Genomic DNA, 18,412 nt, shown 5'->3' with positions numbered 1-18,412 from the left:
CAGCGGTCAGCTACCGAGGCGGGCCTTGCTTTCGGCTTCCATGGCCCGCTTCAGATACATGTCGCGGTCATAGACATCGTCGTAATACTGGACCTTGCCGGTATCATCCGGCCATGCGGTGAAATAGGCGACATAGACCGGGAATTTCTCCGGAACGTCGACCGGGGTGTTCTTTCCGGTCGCGATATAGTCGTCAATATCCGTCTCCGGCACGCCGAGAACGGCGGCGGCCATCTTGTTGGGGTCGGAGAGACGCACGCAGCCATGGCTCAACGCCCGCATGTCGCGCTCGAAATAGCTCTTCTGCGGCGTATCATGCATGTAGATCGCATGATCGTTCGGGAACAGGATCTTGAGCTGGCCAAGCGCGTTGCGCTCGCCCGGCGGCTGACGCACATCGACCATCGGGGCGGACGCCCAGTTGACGGAAGACGACGAGACCCGGCGGCCATTATAGCTGACCTCGTAACCGATCTGATCGAAATAGCTGGGGTTGGCGCGCAGCTTCGGCAGGTATTCGTTGACGACGATCGAGCGCGGAATGCCCCAATACGGGTTGAATTCGACCGTTTCGATCTCGTCCTTGAAGAAATAGGTCTGGTTGGTGGGGTTGCCCACCACGACGCCCATGTCGAAGCTTTCGCCGTTATCGTCATGATAATAGACGCGGTAGGCCGGCTGATTGATGAAGACATAGCGCGGACCGAAATCATCCGGCAGCCAGCGCAGACGCTCCATGGCATCGAGCACCTTCTGGGTGCGGTCGTCATTGGTTTCGACGTCGAAGGCCCTCACCGTGTTGGGGCCGACAACGCCGTCGACATAGAGGCCCGCCGACTTCTGGAATTCCTTCACCAGGGTCACCAGCTCGGGCGTGTATTCCTCGCTGACGCCGTCATAGGCCGCGAAGATTTCCGCGTGGTCCACCTTGAACTCGGGCGAAGCCTTGCGTTCGATCGCCTTGACCACGCTCGGGACATTCTGGTTGGTCTGGCCCGGACGGATGAACACGCTGCCGGTGAAAACGATCGGCTCGACCACGTTTTCGGTGTTGCGCAGTTCGGCGAGCTCCGCCTTCAGGTCCTGGAAAAACTGGTTCTGCGGATTGTAGCTTTCGATGAACTCGGCGACATCAACCGTTCCGGGGAGGCTGTCGATCGCCTCGCCGAGATCGACCTGGGTGCGCTTCAGGTCGTGGAACTCGGAAATCCGGTTCGGATCGACGCGGCCGCGCTTGGCGTCCTGCATGTAGGCAAGCACCTTGGCGGAAAGGGCGAGTTCGAACTGCATCAGGGCAGCCTTTTCCTCGTCCTCGTTCTCCGCTGCGAGCAGATCCGGCAGTTGGACCCGGTAGTTGTCGGGTTCGAGGCCGAAGACGTCGGCATTGCCGAGCGTCCTCATGGCCGCGCGGGCCTTCTGCGAAACCTTGCCGTCCTCTACCCAGATCAGTTCGCCGCCATTGGAATAATAGTCCTCGATCGCCGAAGCGACATCATCAATGGCCTTGACCTGGGCATCGGCGAGATACTGGCGCGGATCATCTTCAGCGATCGCGACCGTGGTTTCCGTTTCGACGGCGTCGGTCATCGAGCCCTGATCGAGCGCGGCGACTTCCGTCGTCGTCTCTTCCATATCGGCATCATCGGGGGTGATCGAGCCGGTGACCACCGGATCGCGAATTTCGCCGATATCGATCATGCGGACAGGATCGGCGCGATAGGCGTAATATTTCGGCGGGGCGACCTTGGGGGCGGAGTAGGTGCGCTGAACCTGCTTTTTCTGCTGCACCTGAGGCTGCTGCTCTACGACCGGCGCGCGCTGCGATTCTTTCTGTCGGCCGCGCAGGATGTCCATCAGCGTCAGGGCGTTGGCCGCACTCGGCACGAAGGCGGCAGAAACCGCCACGGCCAGAGCCACAGATGAAACGCGAACTGAGAGTTTGTTGCGCAATGTTCTACCCCATTTTGCAAGTCAACGATTTCATTGACATCCTATCCGCAAGCTCTTTAGCGAGCCAATAACATTTGCGCTATCTGTGCGCAAACCTTCTGGTTGTGTCATGAAAAAACAACACTTTGGTCCGCTTGCCGATCGATTGCCGTTCCGGATCAGCCTATCAAGCGCCTGTTAACAGGGGCTTAAACGCGAACGATTTCTGTGTGCGTTGCAACATGCGCGCCATCCATAAAGTCACAGACTCCAACGCAGAGATATCGCCCCGGTTCCGTGACGGAGAACACGGCGTCGTCATTGGTCCGGCCGCAGGCCGGGTTCGCGGCGCCGACCCTGCATTTTTTCAGTTTTGGTTGGCAATCGGCGATACTAATCGAATAAGTTTTCGCCGATTATTGACAGAACTGCTCGGCGCGCGCGATTGCATATCCCGATTTTCGCAAGGACGATCGCCCACCGGGGCAATGGCAGGAGTAGAAACACCATGACCGCAACCCGCACAGAAACCGACACATTCGGCCCGATCGAAGTCGCCGCCGACCGCTACTGGGGCGCACAGGCCCAGCGTTCGCTCGGCAATTTCAAGATCGGCTGGGAAAAGCAGCCGCTTTCGGTGGTCCGCGCGCTCGGCATCGTCAAGCAGGCGGCCGCCAGGGCCAATATGGCGCTCGACCGGCTGCCCGCCGAAATGGGCAACGCCATCGTCGAAGCCGCCCAGGAAGTTATCGACGGCAAGCTTAACGACCACTTCCCGCTGGTTGTCTGGCAGACGGGTTCGGGCACGCAGTCGAACATGAATGCCAACGAGGTGATCTCCAACCGCGCAATCGAACTTCTCGGCGGCGAGATGGGCTCCAAGAAGCCGGTCCACCCCAACGACCACTGCAATATGAGCCAGTCGTCGAACGACACCTATCCGACGGCGATGCACATCGCCTGCGCCGAGCAGATCGTGCATCACCTGCTGCCGAACCTGAAGCATCTTCACGATGCGCTCGCCGCCAAGGAGAAGGAATTCGCCGATATCATCAAGATCGGCCGCACCCATACCCAGGATGCGACGCCGCTGACGCTCGGCCAGGAGTTCTCCGGCTACACCGCGCAGATCGCCTCCGCCATCGAGCGTATCGAGTTGACGCTGCCGGGCCTTTACCAGCTCGCCCAGGGCGGCACCGCCGTCGGCACGGGCCTCAACGCGCCGATCGGCTTTGCCGAGAAGGTGGCCGAGGAAGTCGCCGGCATCACCGGCCTGCCCTTCGTCACCGCGCCGAACAAGTTCGAGGTGCTCGCTGCCCACGACGCGATGGTGTTCTCGCACGGCGCCATCAATGCGGCGGCCATGGCCTGCTTCAAGATCGCCAACGATATCCGCTACCTCGCCTCCGGTCCGCGCTCGGGCCTCGGCGAATTGTCGCTGCCGGAAAACGAGCCCGGTTCCTCGATCATGCCCGGCAAGGTCAACCCGACCCAGAACGAGGCAATGACCCAGGTCTGCGCCCATATCGCCGGCAATCAGGCCGCGATCGGCTTTGCCGGCAGCCAGGGACAGTTCGAACTCAACGTCTACAACCCGATGATGGCCTATAATTTCCTGCAGTCGGTCCAGCTTCTGGGCGATGCCGCCCGCTCCTTCACCGACCATTGCGTCGTCGGCATCCAGGCGCGCGAGGAAAACATCAAGGCCGGCGTCGAGCGCTCGCTGATGCTGGTGACGGCGCTCGCCCCGAAGATCGGTTACGACAACGCCGCCAAGATCGCCAAGACCGCTCACAAGAACAACACCACGCTGCGCGAGGAAGCGCTGGCGACCGGGCTTGTGACCGGCGAGGAATATGACGAGATCGTCCGCCCCGAGCTGATGATCTCGCCGAAGTGAGATTATCGTTTTCGTACATTAAAAGAGCGGCCGGCCTGCCCGGCCGCTCTTTTTTACACTGACGCCGCTCCGGCGCGCAGCAGATGGCGGAAACGCAGCGCCAGCAGCACCGCCGCAGCCCCCAGCCCCAGCATGAAGCCGACCCAGATGCCGACGCCTTCGAGACCGAAGGGAAACGCCAGCAGCCATGCAAGCGGCAGGCCGACGACCCAGTAAGCGATCAGCACCAGAAACATCGGCACCCGCGTATCCTTGAGGCCGCGTAGCAGACCGTTGATCGTCGCCTGCCCGCCGTCGAGCAATTGAAACAGCGCCGCGACGAACACCAGCGGCACAGCATAGGCAAGAACCTCCGGCGCATTCGGCAAATCGGTATCCATGAACAGCGAGACGAGTGGCGCGGGCGCGAGCGCGAAGGTCAGGCCGCTGACGACGGCAAAGCAGATCGCGATCGCCATCACCGTGATCGAAGCGCGGATGACATTGGCCCTGTCGCCGGCGCCGTGGAACATGCCGACGCGTACCGTCCCCGCCTGGGAAAGGCCGAGCGGAACCATGAAGGCGATCGAGGCCAGTTGCAGCACGATGCCGTGGGCGGCAAGCGGGATCGCCCCGATCTGTCCCATCAGCACCGAGGACACGGTAAACATCGACACCTCTGCCAGAACGGAAATCCCGATTGGCAGGCCAAGCAGAACCACCTCTTTCAGCGCTTGCCAGTCCGGCTTCCAGAAGCGGACGAAAAGCTCATAGCGGGCCAGCATCGCCTCACGGCCGATATAGGCAACCAGATAGAAGAAGCCGAAGGCCTGACCGACGAATGTCGCGATCGCCGCGCCGCGAATGCCGATTTGCGGCATCCCGAAACCGCCCAGCACCAGCGCGTAGGCAACCACGGCGTTAACGACCAGCGTCAGCAGCGAAACCCACAGAACCACCCGCGCCCGCCCCGTGGCGCTGACCAGCGAACGCAGGACCTGGAACAGAAGCGCCGGGAACAGCGCAATGCCGACGACGTGAAGATATTGCGCCGCCTTGGCCGCGACATCCGGTTCCTGACCGAGCGTCAGAAGGATCGGCTCGGACCAGAAGAACAAGGGCAGAGCCAGCGCGCCGTAAATGATCGAAGCCCACATGCCCATGCGCATGGACCGGCGCACGGCAACCTCGTCGCCCCGGCCATAGGCCTGCGCAACCATGGGCATAACCGCAATGGCAAGCCCCATGCCGAAGATGAAGATCGTGAAATAATACTGCGTGGCAAGAACCGCGGCCGCCAGATCCAGCGCGCTCAATTGCCCGAGAATGAAGATATCGGTGGCATTGATGCCCTGCTGGGCCAGTTGCGCACCGATGAGGGGGATGCCGAGGGTAAGGGTTTCCTTGAGGTGGGAGAACCACGAATGGCCGGCTGCTTGCGCAGTAGGCATTGTGACAGACATGAAATTCACCAGAAGCTGACGCGCCGGGGCCATGCAATATCGGGGCCCCGGCGGCGAAAATTCCTTAGCTTCTTTTTTCGGCAATTGCCACCCTTATGGGCAGACCATGATGGCGGAGTCCGATCAAGAGATCGTGTCAGATTGGTGTTAGTGCTGCCCCGCCCTCCCGCATCATGCACGGGCCCCTTCCGAGGATTACGACCGTAAAAAGCGGAGGTTTGTCGGCGAGCCAATCCGATTACGAGATCGGGTTGCCGCCATAGCGATAGGCGCCGCCGCGTTGCAGCGCGTGACGATAGGCCGGGCGGGCGTGGATCTTCACCAGATAATCCAGCACGGCCTGCGGGCGCTCCTCGAACGGGATCCGATCCATGCCGACTTCGACCGGGAAGCTCATCATGATATCGGCGGCGGTGAAACTGGCGCCGGCAAACCAGCCGTCGCGCTGCAGCTCCTCGTCCCAGAAGGCACCGTGGGTCTTCAGTTGCGGGTCTGTGAGTTTCGTTGTCACCGCCTTGGAAATCATGTTCATCAGCGGCTTCAGCAGGCGGGGCCCCTGCTCAGGGATCTTCTGGAACACCAGCTTCATCACCAGAAGCGGCATGGCCGAGCCTTCCGAATAATGCAGCCAGTAGCGATAGCGCAGCGCCTCATCCGTGCCCGGCTCCGGCCTGAGGCCCTTGCCTTCGCCGTAGCGGTCGATCAGATATTCGACGATCGCGCCGCTTTCGGCGATGACCCGGCCGTCGTCTTCTATAATGGGCGACTTGCCGAGCGGGTGGATCTGCTTCAGTTCACGCGGCGCGCTCATATCCTCGGCCCGCTTGTAGCGCTTGATCTCATAGTCGACCCCGAGCTCCTCAAGAAGCCAGAGAATGCGATGGGCGCGGGAGTCTTCCAGATAATGAACGAGCATGAAACCACCTTCGAATGTTGATCGAACCGAACGGTTCGATTTAGATATGCACTCCTTTATACGTGTTGACAAGCCCGGTCAGATTGCCGTGATCGCGATTGCGCCGAAATAAAGAAAGAGGATGCCCGCGCTCTCGAATCCGATACGGCCGGGGCCGGCCTTCTGGCGCACGATAAGGCCGAGCAGCAGGATCGCCGTTGCCGACAGGCCAACGGCAAGCCAGATCAGATCATCCTTTCCGATCGCGTGATAGAGCGAGCCGTCGCGATAGGCGAGGTCCGAAAGCGTCAGGAACAGGGTATCAAACGTGTTGCCGCCGATAATGCCCCCGACGGCAAGCTGCAGCGCGCCGCGCCTGACGGCCGCAAGCGTCGTCACCAGTTCCGGCAGCGATGTCACCACCGCCGTCATCAGGGCGCCGACAAGCGAGGCGGACAATCCGTAGCGGTCGGTGATCACGCCCGCGAGCTGGGAAATCACATAGCCGGCAATGCCCATCAGCAGCATCAGCCCGATGAACACCGCGAAAATGCCGACATTGCCGCGGGCATCGCTTTCTTCTTCCTCGGGCTGATCCGTGCGCGTTTCATGCGTGCCGACCGGCTTCCACATCGGCTCGTCGCGAACGCGCTTGGATGCGACGACGCCGGCGATATAGACGCCGAACAGGGCAAGCGAGACCGGGCTGACGGCAAACAGCGTGATTTCCGGAGTGGCATAGGCAAGAAGCGGCATGCTGAGCAGCAGCACGAGCAGCGCGCCCTGAAACAGGTTGGAAAGATCGGCCGCCGCATGCTCGAGGTTCACGCGTCGGTAGATCATGTCCGCAAGCGCCAGAAACGCCGTCTGCGCGGCAATGCCGCCGACTGCGTTTGAAAAGCTGAGCGACGCCCGACCATCGAGCGCCGAGGTCACCGACACGACCGTGCCCGAGAGCGACGTCGCCGCGCCCAGCAGCAGCCCGCCGATCAGCGCCTCGCCAAGCCCGGTGCGGTCGGCAATCCTGTCGGCCACGTCGGTGATCCTGACGCCGCAGCCAAGAATGACCGCGCCGGCCATTACAAAGAGAACGATCAGCCAGATCAAAGTCAGGTTTTCAAAATTCATAAAAGTCTCCGGTTTGAAAAGCTAACGCGCCACCCTCCCCTTTGTTCAACCCGTGCTGGCAGCGAGCGAACCCGGTCTGATCTCTTTACAGTTGAAGATGTTCCCTATACGTTCCTAACGAGCATGACTGGAGGAGGCGGCTTATGGCGACGCAGGAAGAAAAATATCACCGGTTCATGACGCTGCATGCACGCGAACGTGCCTTTGTCATGCCCAATCCATGGGATGCCGGATCGGCGCGCCTGCTGGCACAGCTCGGCTTCGAGGGGCTTGCGACCACCAGCGCGGGACTTGCCTTTTCGCTCGGCCGCCGCGATTCGGCTGCGGACCTGTCGCGCGACGACATTCTTGCGAACGCCAAGGCCATCGTGGAGGCCACCGACCTGCCGGTTTCCGCCGACCTTGAAAACGGCTTCGGGGATTTGCCCGAGGACTGCGCGCTGACGATCCGGCTCGCCATCGAGGCCGGCCTTGTCGGCGGCTCGATCGAGGATGCCACGGGCCGGCCCGACGATCCGATCTATGATTTCGACGCCGCTGTCGAGCGCGTGCGCGGGGCCGTCGAAGCGAAGGCTGGAAAGCCGTTTGTGCTGACCGCGCGTTCGGAGAATTTCCTCTGGGGCCGTCCCGATCTCGCCGACACGATCCGCAGGCTCCAGGCCTTTTCCGAGTCCGGCGCGGATGTACTTTATGCGCCCGGATTGCCGGATATCGAGGCGATCGCCACGGTCTGCCGCGCCCTCGACAAGCCGGTCAACGTGGTGATGGGGCTTCAGGGCGAGAACTATTCCGTGTCCGCACTGGAACGCGTCGGCGTCAGGCGCATCAGCGTCGGCGGCTCGTTTGCCCGGGCCGCGCTCGCCGGCCTCAAACAGGCGGCAGAAGAGGTTTTGAATGAGGGGACGTTCAATTACGAAAGGATAGAAGGCAGCGAGGCGGAAAGGCTGACCGCCCCGCAAGGGCGGTGACGCCGGCGGGCGTCACCGGGTGAGAGGTTCGCGCTCAGGCATGCGACGTCTTGCTGGCCCTGCGAAAAATCTCGCCATGGCCTGCCTTGCGCTGGGCATCATCCGCGCCGAAAATCCTGCCGCCGACGATCCGGTAAAGAATAGCAAGTCCTGCAGCCGCGAACACGATCTGGAATGCGATAAGAGGCAGATATTCAAACATGGTTTTGTCTCCGGTTTGGAGTAATAACGCAGCATGTAAACGAAAAGTTCACACTTAAGTGCATCGAAGCGCGAAAAACTTGGTTGATTGCGGTTCACGCGGTGCATTTTCGGGGTTCCGTTGCCATGGCAATTTCCCTATAAGGCCCACCTAGCCTACATGATTTCACGTCCCGTACCCGGCCCGGTCAACCGCGCCGGTTTTTGATGCAGGGATGATAAAAAGAAACGACGGATACCGCCCATGCCCAAGCGCCAAGACCTCAAATCCATCCTCATCATCGGCGCGGGGCCGATCGTCATCGGCCAGGCCTGCGAGTTCGACTATTCCGGCGCGCAGGCCTGCAAGGCACTGAAGGAAGAGGGTTACCGGGTCATTCTGGTGAACTCCAACCCGGCCACGATCATGACCGACCCGGAACTGGCCGACGCCACCTATGTCGAGCCGATCACCCCGGAAGTCGTCGCCAAGATCATCGCCAAGGAACGTCCCGACGCGCTGCTGCCGACCATGGGCGGCCAGACCGCGCTCAACACCGCGTTGTCGCTGCGCCGCATGGGCGTGCTGGAGCGTTACAATGTCGAGATGATCGGCGCCAAGCCGGACGCGATCGACAAGGCCGAGGATCGCGCGCTGTTTCGCGAGGCGATGGCGAAGATCGGTCTCGAAACCCCGAAATCCATGCTGGCGAACGCCACCGAGATCAAGGACCAGCATCGCCAGGAGCATGAAGCCAAGCGCGCCGAGCTGAAGAAGACGCTTTCCGGCGATGCGCTGGATGCCGCGCTCGACGAGCTCGAAAACCAGTGGAACCTCGGCAATACCGACCGCAAGCAGCGCTACATGGCGCACGCGATGGCGATCGCAGCCCAGGCGCTCGACACGATCGGCCTGCCGGCAATCATCCGCCCGTCCTTCACGCTTGGCGGCACCGGCGGCGGCATTGCCTATAACCGCTCCGAATTCTTCGAGATCGTCGAACGCGGTCTCGATGCCTCGCCGACTACCGAAGTGCTGATCGAGGAATCCGTGCTCGGCTGGAAGGAATACGAGATGGAAGTGGTCCGCGACAAGGCGGATAACTGCATCATCATTTGCTCGATCGAGAACGTCGATCCGATGGGCGTGCACACCGGCGATTCGATCACCGTCGCCCCGGCGCTCACGCTGACCGACAAGGAATACCAGATCATGCGCAACGCCTCGCTGGCGGTTCTGCGCGAGATCGGCGTTGAGACCGGCGGCTCGAACGTGCAGTTCGCCGTCAATCCGGCCGATGGCCGCCTTGTCGTCATCGAGATGAACCCGCGCGTTTCGCGCTCCTCGGCGCTGGCATCGAAGGCGACCGGCTTCCCGATCGCCAAGGTCGCCGCCAAGCTTGCCATCGGTTACACGCTGGACGAGCTCGAAAACGACATCACCGGCGGCGCGACGCCGGCCTCGTTCGAACCCTCGATCGATTATGTCGTGACCAAGATCCCGCGCTTTGCCTTCGAAAAGTTCCCCGGCGCGGAAAACACGCTGACTACGGCGATGAAGTCCGTTGGCGAGGTCATGGCCATCGGCCGCACATTCCCGGAATCGCTGCAGAAGGCGCTGCGCGGTCTGGAACGCGGCCTGACCGGCCTCGACGAGATCGAAATTCCCGGCATCGAGAACGGCGAGCCGAGCAACGCCATCCGCGCCGCGATCGGCACCGGCACGCCGGACCGCCTGCGCATGGTCGCCCAGGCGATGCGTCTCGGCGTCAGCCAGAGCGAGATCCACGAGCATTCGAAGATCGACCCGTGGTTCCTCGATCAGCTGCGCGCGATCGTCGACATGGAAGAGCGCGTGCGCGAGCACGGCCTGCCGCAGGATGCCGAAAACCTGCGCATGCTGAAGGCCATGGGCTTTTCCGACCAGCGTCTGGCAAGCCTCACCCACGGCCGCCCGAAGGAAGTCGCCCAGCTTCGCAACAAGCTCGGCGTGCGCCCGGTCTACAAGCGCATCGACACCTGCGCCGCCGAGTTCGCCTCGCCGACCGCCTACATGTATTCGACCTACGAAACGCCCTTCGATGGGGCCACGCGCTCAGAGGCCGGCATTTCGGATGCCAAGAAGGTCGTTATCCTCGGCGGCGGTCCGAACCGTATCGGTCAGGGCATCGAGTTCGACTATTGCTGCTGCCATGCCGCCTTCGCGCTGAAGGAAGCGGGTTACGAGTCGATCATGGTCAACTGCAACCCGGAAACGGTTTCGACCGACTACGACACCTCCGACCGGCTCTATTTCGAGCCGCTGACGGCGGAAGACGTCATCGAAATCATGCGCGCGGAACAGGAAAAGGGCACGCTTGCCGGCGTCATCGTCCAGTTCGGCGGCCAGACGCCGTTGAAGCTCGCCGAAGCGCTGGAAAAGAACGGCATCCCAATCCTCGGCACCGCGCCGGACATGATCGACCTTGCCGAGGACCGTGACCGGTTCCAGAAACTGCTGATCAAGCTCGATCTCAACCAGCCGAACAACGGCATCGCGTATTCGGTCGAGCAGGCCCGCCTGGTGGCAGCCGAGATCGGCTACCCGCTGGTGGTGCGTCCGTCTTATGTTCTCGGCGGCCGCGCCATGGAGATCGTCCACAACGAGGCCGGGCTTTCGCATTACCTGCTGGAAGTCGTGCCGGAACTCGTCACCGAAGACATCAAGCAGCGCTACCCGAACGACAAGACCGGGCAGATCAACACCATGCTCGGCAAGAACCCGCTGCTGTTCGACAGCTATCTGACGAACGCCACCGAGGTCGACGTCGATTGCCTCTGCGACGGCAATGACGTGTTCATCGCCGGCATCATGGAGCATATCGAAGAGGCCGGCATCCACTCGGGCGACAGCGCCTGCTCGCTGCCGCCGCATTCGCTTTCGCCCGAGGTGCTGGACGAGCTCGAAGAGCAGTCCCGCGCCCTCGCCTTGGCGCTCAACGTCAAGGGCCTGATGAACGTGCAGTTCGCCATCAAGGACGGCACGGTCTATATCCTCGAGGTGAACCCGCGCGCCTCGCGCACCGTGCCCTTCGTGGCGAAGACCATCGGCGCGCCGATCGCCAAGATCGCCGCCCGCGTGATGGCCGGCGAGAAGCTTTTCGATGTGATCGACTCCTATGGCGAGCGGCCGAACCCGCGCAAGCTGAACCATATCGCGGTCAAGGAAGCGGTCTTCCCCTTCGCCAAATTCCCGGGCGTCGACACCCTGCTCGGCCCGGAAATGCGCTCGACCGGCGAGGTCATCGGCCTCGACAAGGATTTCGCGATCGCCTTCGCCAAGTCGCAGCTCGGCGCCAGCGTCGACCTGCCGCGCGATGGCTGCGTCTTCGTGTCGGTGCGCGCGGAAGACAAGGAGCGGGTTCTGCCCGCCGTCCGGCTTCTGGTGGAGCAGGGCTTCACCGTGATGGCGACCGGCGGCACCCGTGATTTCCTGGAGGAGAACGGCATTTCCGCCACCAAGATCAACAAGGTGCGCGAGGGCCGGCCGCATATCGAGGATGCGATCCGCAACCGTCAGGTCCAGCTGGTGTTCAACACCACCAGCAACGACAAGACGATCTCGGATTCGAAGTCGCTGCGCCGCGCCGCGCTCACCCAGAAGGTGCCCTATTACACCACCATGGCCGGTGCCATGGCCGCCGCCCAAGCGATCAAGGCGCTGAAACAGGGCCAGCTCGAAGTGCGCCCGTTGCAAAGCTACGCCTGAGCCTCGCATCAGTCTTAGACGCCTATGAAGGGCAGGCCCGGCGCCTGCCCTTTTCTTTGGGCTTGACGCAAAGGCTTACCTTCTTTATTTATCCATTAGATTAATTAACCGATTGGATAAATACAGAATGTCCGATCCGCTGAGCCAGACGCTCTCCGCCCTCGCCGATCCCACCCGCCGCGCGATCCTCGCCCGGCTGTCCAAGGGCGAAGCGACGGTGAATGAACTGGCCGAGCCATTCAACATGTCGCTGCCGGCGGTTTCCAAGCATCTGAAGGTGCTGGAGCGCGCCGGGCTGATCTCCCGCGGCCGGGAGGCGCAGACGCGGCCCTGCCGGATAGAGCCCGAGACGTTGAAGGCGGTCGATGGCTGGCTTTCGGACTACCGGACGCTGTGGGAACAGCGGCTCGACCGGCTGGAAGCCCATCTTGCGAAAATTCAGAAGGAGGAAACGCCATGAGCGAGGAAATGCCCAACGCAAGCCTCGAAATCCACAACGAAAGACGCTTTCCCCAGGACCGCGATACGCTGTTTTCAGCGGTAGCCGATCCGGCAAAGCTTGCCCGATGGTGGGGGCCGCACGGGTTCGAAAACCGCATCACGGCGTTCGATTTTCGCCCCGGCGGCCGCTGGCGGATCGTCATGACCGCCTCGAACGGCGATGAATTCGACAACCACTGGAGCTTTCTGGCGATCGAGGACGGGCGCTTGGTCCGTGCCCGCCATTACCTGCCGATGCATGATTTTATCCTCGAAATGCGGTTCGAGGATCACGCCGACGGAAGCCGCCTTGTCTGGAGAATGGAATTCGAGCCGACCGAGGAAAACCAGGCCATGGCGCACTTCCTCAAGGCGGCCAACGACCAGAATCTCGACCGCCTCGCACAGTTTCTGCAAGGAGAAGACCAATGACCGCTGAACTTGATCCCGCAAAAATCATCCGTCTGGAGCGCGTCATGGACGCCCCGCGCGAACTGGTGTTCAAGGCGCTGTCCGATGAGAAGCACCTGGACCAGTGGTGGGGGCCGGAAGGGTTCGTCAACGAGACCCACGCGATGGACTTTTCCGTCGGCGGGCTGTGGCACTACACGATGCACGGCCCCGACGGCAAGGACTGGCCCAACTGGATCCGCTATACGGAGATCAGCCCTCCGGCCCGCATTGCCTACGACCATGGCGGCGAACTCGGCGAGCCCGCCCATTTCCGCGGCCTGATCCTGCTCGAGGATGAAGGCGGAAAGACCCGCGTTTCGCTGACCCTGATCTTCGAGACTGCTGAAGCTCGCGATGCGACCGTCGAGTTCGGCGCCGTCGAAGGTGGCCGGCAGACGCTGGCAAAGCTCGATGCCTATGCCAGCCGCCTGCACGGCTAAATCGGTGCGTTTGCTCTAGTCAGCAATGATGTTATGCGCCGGGCCATAGGGGAAGCCGGTGATATTCTCGGCGCCGTCGTCGCCCACGACCAGTATATCGTGCTCGCGATAGCCGCCCGCCCCGGGCGTGCCCTCCGGCACGAACAACATCGGTTCCATCGAGATCACCATGCCGGGCGCAAGCACGGTCTCGATATCCTCGCGTAGTTCCAGCCCGGCCTCGCGGCCGTAATAGTGGCTGAGCAGGCCGAAGGAGTGGCCATAGCCGAAGGAGCGGTATTGCAGCACGCCGGCCTCGGCGAAGAAGCGGTTCACCTCCTCACAGATCGCGGCGCACGAGATGCCGGGGCGGATCAGCGACATGCCGAGTTCATGGGCGGCGACATTCGTCTCCCAGAGCTTCAGCGATGCTGCATCCGGCTCCCCGAGAAACAGCGTGCGTTCCAGCGCGGTGTAATAGCCCGAAATCATCGGGAAGGCGTTGAGGCTGAGAATATCGCCCTGCCGAAGACGCCGCGCGGTCACCGGATTATGCGCGCCGTCGGTGTTCAGCCCCGACTGGAACCAGACCCAGGTGTCGCGATATTCCGCATCCGGAAAAGCCTCGGCAATGGCAAGCTCCATCGCATCGCGCCCCGCCATGGCCACATCGATCTCGCGCGCGCCTTCGCGGATTGCCTCGCGGATCGCCGCTCCGCCGATATCGGCGACCCGCGCACCCGCGCGAATCAGCGCGATCTCCTCCGCCGACTTCAGCATCCGCAGCGTCATGACATCCGGCGCAAGATCGATGACTTCGCGGGCGCCGATCGCGGTTTCAAGCGCCGAACGGGCGGCAAGCGTCATGTGATCGCCCTCGATGCCGATCCGGTCATGTCCCTTGAGAAGGCAGGCAGCCGTGCGCCAGAAATTGTCGCGCTTCCAGTCGGTGTAGATGATGTTGTCGCCATGGCTGCGCCGCCAGGGCTGGCCGGCATCGATATTGGCCGAGATCGTGGTGCAGCGGTCAGCTGTCACCACGCAGCCGAAGGGCCTTCCGAAGGAGCAGTACAGAAAACCGGAATAGTAGGCGATGTTGTGCATGGAGGTGAACAGCACGGCCGTCACCCCACGCGCCTCCATTCTGGTCCTCAGAAGCACGAGGCGGCGGTCATACTCCGCCGCGCTGAAGGGCAGCGGCACCTTGTCGCCGTTCTCGCAAACGAAGCTTTCGGGGCGGGCCGACAGTTCGGGCATTGGGGTCATGGAGCAAGTTCCTCATCCGTAAAACCGGACGGGATTCGCCCCTGCCCGGTTCGAAGCGTTCGTCAAAACGCTCAAACGTCCGGGCGTGCAGGACCATCATCATGGTTGGTTGCGGCCCTCCCCTTGCGCGCGACGCCATCGGCGCGGAGGTCCGCTCAGGAAGTCTAGCGCTCGCCTCAAAACTTGGCAATGCCGCTTAAGGCCGTTTGCCTCCAGTCCTGCTATTGTCATGATCGGCGGCTACGATCGCTATGCTGATACAGGCTTGACCAGGACATTATAGGTTGATATCAACTTAAACAACAGACCACACAGCACCGGTTTCCGGCGACAGGGAGAACAGCACATGGCGAGCGAATTTATCTGGTACGATCTGATGGCGACGGATGCCGAGGCCGCGAAGGCCTTCTATCAGGATGTCGTCGGCTGGAAGGCCCAGGATGCAGGCCATCCCGACGTGTCCTACACGCTGCTCGGCATCGAAGGCTATGAGAGCCATGTCAGCGGCCTGATGCAGCTGACCGAGGACATGTGCGCGCAGAACATTCCGCCGCACTGGATGGGCTATGTCGATGTCGAGGACGTCGACGCCAAGGCAGCCGAGTTCAAGGCCGCTGGCGGCAATGTGCTGATGGAACCGCATGACATTCAGGGGGTCGGCCGGTTTGCGGTGGTGAGCGATCCGCAAGGCGCGGCGATCAGCGTCTTCACGCCGATCCCGCCGGAAGGCGGCATGCCGGAATTTCCGCCGCGCGGCACGCCCGGCACCGTTGCCTGGCGCGAGCTCTACACAAGCAACCCCGAAGCCGCCGTTACCTTCTACGGCAAGATGTTCGGCTGGAAGCCGTCGCAGGAGGTCGATATGGGGGCGATGGGCAAGTACCACCTCTTCGCCGGCGATAGCGACGATCTCGGCGGCATGATGCGGATGCCCGACGGCATGCCCACGCCGGCCTGGAGCTATTATTTCCAGGTCGATGGCCTGAATGCCGCGATCGAGCGGGTGAAGGCCGGCGGCGGTCAGTTGCTCAACGGTCCGATGGATGTGCCGGACGGCGCGGTCGTCGCCCAGTTTCTCGATCCGCAGGGTGCATATTTCTGCCTCGTGTCGATGAAACGCTGAAACCTTGGCGCCAACCGCAATCCAGCTTGCGCCGGACACCCCTCCGGCGCTTTTTTTCGCGCGGGCCGATCAACTGAAAACCGGTTTGCCGTACCGCGCGCAAAAAACAGAGTAATAGTATCCGTCGGCGATTCGCGGCAACGCGGATACACCGTGACCATTCCGAATCCGGAGCAATGAATCATGACCGAAACCGTCAAGGCGACCCGCCGCGAATGGGTGGGCCTCGTGGTCCTCTCTGTCGCCTGTCTGGTCTATTCGATGGACCTTTCGGTGCTGTTCCTCGCCATTCCCTCGATCGTGCGCGAATTGGAGCCATCCGCGCCGCAGCTTCTGTGGATGAACGATATCTACGGCTTCATGGTCGCGGGCTTCCTGGTGACCATGGGCGCGCTCGGCGACCGGATCGGCCGGCGCAAGCTGCTCCTGATCGGCGCGGCCGCCTTCGCCCTGACCTCGATCCTCGCCGCCATGGCCCAGACGGCCAGCATGCTGATCTTCGCCCGCGCGCTGCTCGGCATTGCCGGCGCCACGGTCGCGCCCTCGACGCTGTCCTTGATCATGAACATGTTTCGCGACGAGAGCGAACGCAACCGCGCGATCGGCGTGTGGGGCACGGCCTTTGCGCTCGGCGGTCTCGTCGGCCCGCTGATCGGCGGGGTGCTGCTTCATTTCTTTCACTGGGGCTCGGTGTTTCTGGTCAACGTGCCGATCATGCTGGCGCTTCTGGCGAGCGGTCCCTTTCTGCTGCCGGAATACCGTTCAGGCGAGAGCCCCCGGCTCGATCTGACGAGCGTTTTCCTGTCACTGGCGACCGTGCTGCCGGTGATCTACGGCTTCAAGCAGATCGCCGCCCACGGCTTTCACGCGACCGATCTGCTGCCGGTGGCCGCGGGAATTGCCTTCGGCGTTCTGTTCGTCCGGCGGCAGAACCGGATTGCCGAGCCGCTGATCGACCTCAGACTGTTCCGCCGTCCGGCCTTTACGGTCTCTATGCTGGTCAATATGGCGGTCGTGTTCTTCATGTTCTCGATCTTCCTGCTGCAGGCCCAGTTCTTCCAGCTCGTGCTGGGCATGAGCCCGCTGGAGGCAGCACTCTGGAGCGCCCTGCCCGGCGTATTCTTCACCGTGATGTCGCTGCAGGCGTGGCGAGTGACCAACCGCCTCGGGCCGATCCCGACGGTCGTCACGGGGCTTGCGATCAACGCCGTTGGCGCGGCGGCCATTGGTCTCGCCGCCTGGTATCAGAGCCTGGCCGGCATGCTGATCGCCAATGTCGTTATGGGCCTCGGCTTCATTCCCGCGATCCTGACCACGACCGGGCTGATCATCGGCTCGGCGCCGCCGGAGCGCGGCGGGGTCGCCTCGGCGATGTCGGAAACCTGCGCCGAGTTCGGCGGTGCGCTCGGCGTCGGCCTGCTGGGAAGCCTGGCGACCGTTATCTACCGCTTCGCCATGCAGCCCGTTGACCTCTCCGCTCTCCCGCCATCCGCCGCCTTCGACGCCGGCCAGACGCTTGCCGGCGCGGTGGATGCCGCCCGCGAGCTCGGCATCAGCGATGCTCCCTGGCTCACTGCTGCGCGTGATGCCTATTGCGCCAGCTTCGCCGCTTGCGCGCTCGTTGCGCTGCTCGCCTTGCTCGCCCTGTCATTTTCCGCAAACAGGGTCTATCGCAAAGAGCCGCCGCGTCCGGTGGAAGGGCACTGAACGGCCTCTGCCACAGCCCCGGCCACGCCGCTCCCGATCACCGTGGCTGGATGGGTGAGACGATTTGTCTGGAATTCGCGCCGCCGCATCTGTTATAAGGCCCGTTAGCTATGAAACTGGTTCCGGGGTCACGCTTCGGAACCTGTTTCTTTTTGTGTTGCAAATCGGCCGGGAACTTCCCAAGTGAACGGCTGTTCGCCCCACGAAAACAAAGAACATGCACGGACGCGACGGAGCCCGTCTCTGCCGCGTCGAACGACAGACCAAAGGACAGTAATATGGTCGAAAAAGTACCGATGACGAAGGTCGGGGCTGCCAAGCTCAGCGAAGAGCTGCGCTGGCGCCAGCAGGAGGAACGTCCGCGGATCATCCAGGCAATCGCGGAAGCGCGCGCCCATGGCGACCTTTCCGAAAACGCCGAATATCACGCCGCCAAGGAAGCCCAGAGCTACAATGAGGGCCGCATCAGCGAGCTCGAGGACGTGACCACGCGTGCGGAGATCTTCGATCCCGCCAAGATGTCGGGCGACAAGGTCCGTTTCGGCGCGACGGTCAAGCTCGTGGACGAGGACACCGAGGAAGAAAAAGTCTACCAGATCGTCGGCGATCTCGAAGCCGATGTGAAGGAAGGTCGCATCTCGATCTCCTCCCCGATCTCGCGCGCCCTGATCGGCAAGGAAGTCGGCGATTCGATCGAGGTGAACGCGCCGGGCGGAGCCCGCGCCTACGAGATTCTGGAAGTCATCTGGAAGTAATACCAAGGACGTCTCGCAT

Annotated in this window: 15 protein-coding genes; 9 read left to right on the top strand and 6 right to left on the bottom strand. The window is 62.3% G+C overall.

All coding sequences use genetic code 11. From position 1 onward, the window contains the following. Nucleotides 1–6: 6 nt before the first annotated feature. Nucleotides 7–1,905 carry a L,D-transpeptidase family protein gene (locus tag V6765_RS09550; RefSeq protein WP_448428112.1) on the bottom strand — a complete coding sequence of 633 codons (1,899 nt, stop codon included), beginning with the start codon at nucleotides 1,903–1,905 and terminating at the stop codon, nucleotides 7–9. Between the two features lie 532 nt (nucleotides 1,906–2,437). Here V6765_RS09550 and fumC point away from each other — a divergent pair. Continuing rightward, entirely contained in the window at nucleotides 2,438–3,829 is a 1,392-nt protein-coding gene (fumC, locus tag V6765_RS09545; protein WP_448428110.1) for a class II fumarate hydratase, read from the top strand. Between the two features lie 53 nt (nucleotides 3,830–3,882). Here the strand turns inward: fumC and V6765_RS09540 are convergent, their stop codons facing one another. The 3 genes from V6765_RS09540 to V6765_RS09530 form a co-directional block, all read right to left on the bottom strand. After that, complete coding sequence (locus V6765_RS09540) at nucleotides 3,883–5,271, bottom strand: MATE family efflux transporter (RefSeq protein ID WP_448428108.1); 1,389 nt, start codon at nucleotides 5,269–5,271, stop codon at nucleotides 3,883–3,885. Nucleotides 5,272–5,509: 238 nt separating this feature from the next. Next, nucleotides 5,510–6,187, bottom strand: coding sequence for a glutathione S-transferase (locus V6765_RS09535; RefSeq protein ID WP_448428106.1), 678 nt, complete (start codon nucleotides 6,185–6,187; stop codon nucleotides 5,510–5,512). Between the two features lie 78 nt (nucleotides 6,188–6,265). Further along, complete coding sequence (locus tag V6765_RS09530) at nucleotides 6,266–7,294, bottom strand: sodium:calcium antiporter (RefSeq protein WP_448428104.1); 1,029 nt, start codon at nucleotides 7,292–7,294, stop codon at nucleotides 6,266–6,268. Nucleotides 7,295–7,437: 143 nt separating this feature from the next. On the opposite strand from V6765_RS09530, the gene V6765_RS09525 reads away from it, so the two are divergent. Then, nucleotides 7,438–8,262: an isocitrate lyase/PEP mutase family protein gene (locus tag V6765_RS09525; RefSeq protein WP_448428102.1), complete on the top strand. Its 825-nt coding sequence runs from the start codon at nucleotides 7,438–7,440 to the stop codon at nucleotides 8,260–8,262. 34 nt (nucleotides 8,263–8,296) lie between these two features. Here the strand turns inward: V6765_RS09525 and V6765_RS09520 are convergent, their stop codons facing one another. After that, on the bottom strand, nucleotides 8,297–8,464 hold the full coding sequence (locus V6765_RS09520) for a hypothetical protein (RefSeq protein WP_448428100.1): 168 nt from the start codon (nucleotides 8,462–8,464) through the stop codon (nucleotides 8,297–8,299). A 243-nt stretch (nucleotides 8,465–8,707) separates the two neighbouring features. Between V6765_RS09520 and carB the strand changes: the two genes are divergently transcribed. The 4 genes from carB to V6765_RS09500 all read left to right on the top strand — a co-directional run bounded on the left by carB (nucleotide 8,708) and on the right by V6765_RS09500 (nucleotide 13,563). Beyond that, on the top strand, nucleotides 8,708–12,190 hold the full coding sequence (gene carB / locus V6765_RS09515; protein WP_448428098.1) for a carbamoyl-phosphate synthase large subunit: 3,483 nt from the start codon (nucleotides 8,708–8,710) through the stop codon (nucleotides 12,188–12,190). Between the two features lie 127 nt (nucleotides 12,191–12,317). Next, nucleotides 12,318–12,650 carry an ArsR/SmtB family transcription factor gene (locus tag V6765_RS09510; RefSeq protein ID WP_448428095.1) on the top strand — a complete coding sequence of 111 codons (333 nt, stop codon included), beginning with the start codon at nucleotides 12,318–12,320 and terminating at the stop codon, nucleotides 12,648–12,650. After that, nucleotides 12,647–13,102, top strand: a complete 456-nt coding sequence (locus tag V6765_RS09505; protein WP_448428093.1) for an SRPBCC domain-containing protein — start codon at nucleotides 12,647–12,649, stop codon at nucleotides 13,100–13,102. Before V6765_RS09510 ends, V6765_RS09505 begins: the two co-directional genes overlap by 4 nt. Next, entirely contained in the window at nucleotides 13,099–13,563 is a 465-nt protein-coding gene (locus V6765_RS09500; RefSeq protein ID WP_448428091.1) for an SRPBCC family protein, read from the top strand. The genes V6765_RS09505 and V6765_RS09500 overlap by 4 nt, the downstream gene beginning before the upstream one ends. A 15-nt stretch (nucleotides 13,564–13,578) precedes the next feature. Here V6765_RS09500 and V6765_RS09495 read toward each other — a convergent pair whose 3' ends face one another. Then, nucleotides 13,579–14,799: an aminopeptidase P family protein gene (locus V6765_RS09495; RefSeq protein ID WP_448428782.1), complete on the bottom strand. Its 1,221-nt coding sequence runs from the start codon at nucleotides 14,797–14,799 to the stop codon at nucleotides 13,579–13,581. Between the two features lie 355 nt (nucleotides 14,800–15,154). On the opposite strand from V6765_RS09495, the gene V6765_RS09490 reads away from it, so the two are divergent. The 3 genes from V6765_RS09490 (at nucleotide 15,155) to greA (ending at nucleotide 18,393) form a co-directional block, all read left to right on the top strand. Next, entirely contained in the window at nucleotides 15,155–15,931 is a 777-nt protein-coding gene (locus V6765_RS09490; protein WP_448428089.1) for a VOC family protein, read from the top strand. A 183-nt stretch (nucleotides 15,932–16,114) separates the two neighbouring features. After that, nucleotides 16,115–17,638, top strand: coding sequence for an MFS transporter (locus V6765_RS09485; RefSeq protein ID WP_448428087.1), 1,524 nt, complete (start codon nucleotides 16,115–16,117; stop codon nucleotides 17,636–17,638). A 278-nt stretch (nucleotides 17,639–17,916) separates the two neighbouring features. Then, complete coding sequence (gene greA / locus V6765_RS09480) at nucleotides 17,917–18,393, top strand: transcription elongation factor GreA (RefSeq protein WP_448428085.1); 477 nt, start codon at nucleotides 17,917–17,919, stop codon at nucleotides 18,391–18,393. Nucleotides 18,394–18,412 lie beyond the last annotated feature (19 nt).

Source organism: Martelella sp. FOR1707 (genome assembly GCF_053484265.1).
This window is presented reverse-complemented; position numbering and strand designations above follow the sequence as displayed.

Bases quoted from the DNA above. Each gene is read 5' to 3' on its own strand.
- V6765_RS09540 (WP_448428108.1), bottom strand. From the start codon at position 5,271: ATGTCTGTCACAATGCCTACTGCGCAAGCAGCCGGCCATTCGTGGTTC.
- V6765_RS09505 (WP_448428093.1), top strand. From the start codon at position 12,647: ATGAGCGAGGAAATGCCCAACGCAAGCCTCGAAATCCACAACGAAAGA.
- V6765_RS09525 (WP_448428102.1), top strand. From the start codon at position 7,438: ATGGCGACGCAGGAAGAAAAATATCACCGGTTCATGACGCTGCATGCA.
- V6765_RS09500 (WP_448428091.1), top strand. From the start codon at position 13,099: ATGACCGCTGAACTTGATCCCGCAAAAATCATCCGTCTGGAGCGCGTC.
- carB (WP_448428098.1), top strand. From the start codon at position 8,708: ATGCCCAAGCGCCAAGACCTCAAATCCATCCTCATCATCGGCGCGGGG.
- V6765_RS09510 (WP_448428095.1), top strand. From the start codon at position 12,318: ATGTCCGATCCGCTGAGCCAGACGCTCTCCGCCCTCGCCGATCCCACC.
- V6765_RS09495 (WP_448428782.1), bottom strand. From the start codon at position 14,799: ATGCCCGAACTGTCGGCCCGCCCCGAAAGCTTCGTTTGCGAGAACGGC.
- greA (WP_448428085.1), top strand. From the start codon at position 17,917: ATGGTCGAAAAAGTACCGATGACGAAGGTCGGGGCTGCCAAGCTCAGC.
- V6765_RS09535 (WP_448428106.1), bottom strand. From the start codon at position 6,187: ATGCTCGTTCATTATCTGGAAGACTCCCGCGCCCATCGCATTCTCTGG.
- V6765_RS09490 (WP_448428089.1), top strand. From the start codon at position 15,155: ATGGCGAGCGAATTTATCTGGTACGATCTGATGGCGACGGATGCCGAG.
- V6765_RS09530 (WP_448428104.1), bottom strand. From the start codon at position 7,294: ATGAATTTTGAAAACCTGACTTTGATCTGGCTGATCGTTCTCTTTGTA.
- V6765_RS09485 (WP_448428087.1), top strand. From the start codon at position 16,115: ATGACCGAAACCGTCAAGGCGACCCGCCGCGAATGGGTGGGCCTCGTG.
- fumC (WP_448428110.1), top strand. From the start codon at position 2,438: ATGACCGCAACCCGCACAGAAACCGACACATTCGGCCCGATCGAAGTC.
- V6765_RS09520 (WP_448428100.1), bottom strand. From the start codon at position 8,464: ATGTTTGAATATCTGCCTCTTATCGCATTCCAGATCGTGTTCGCGGCT.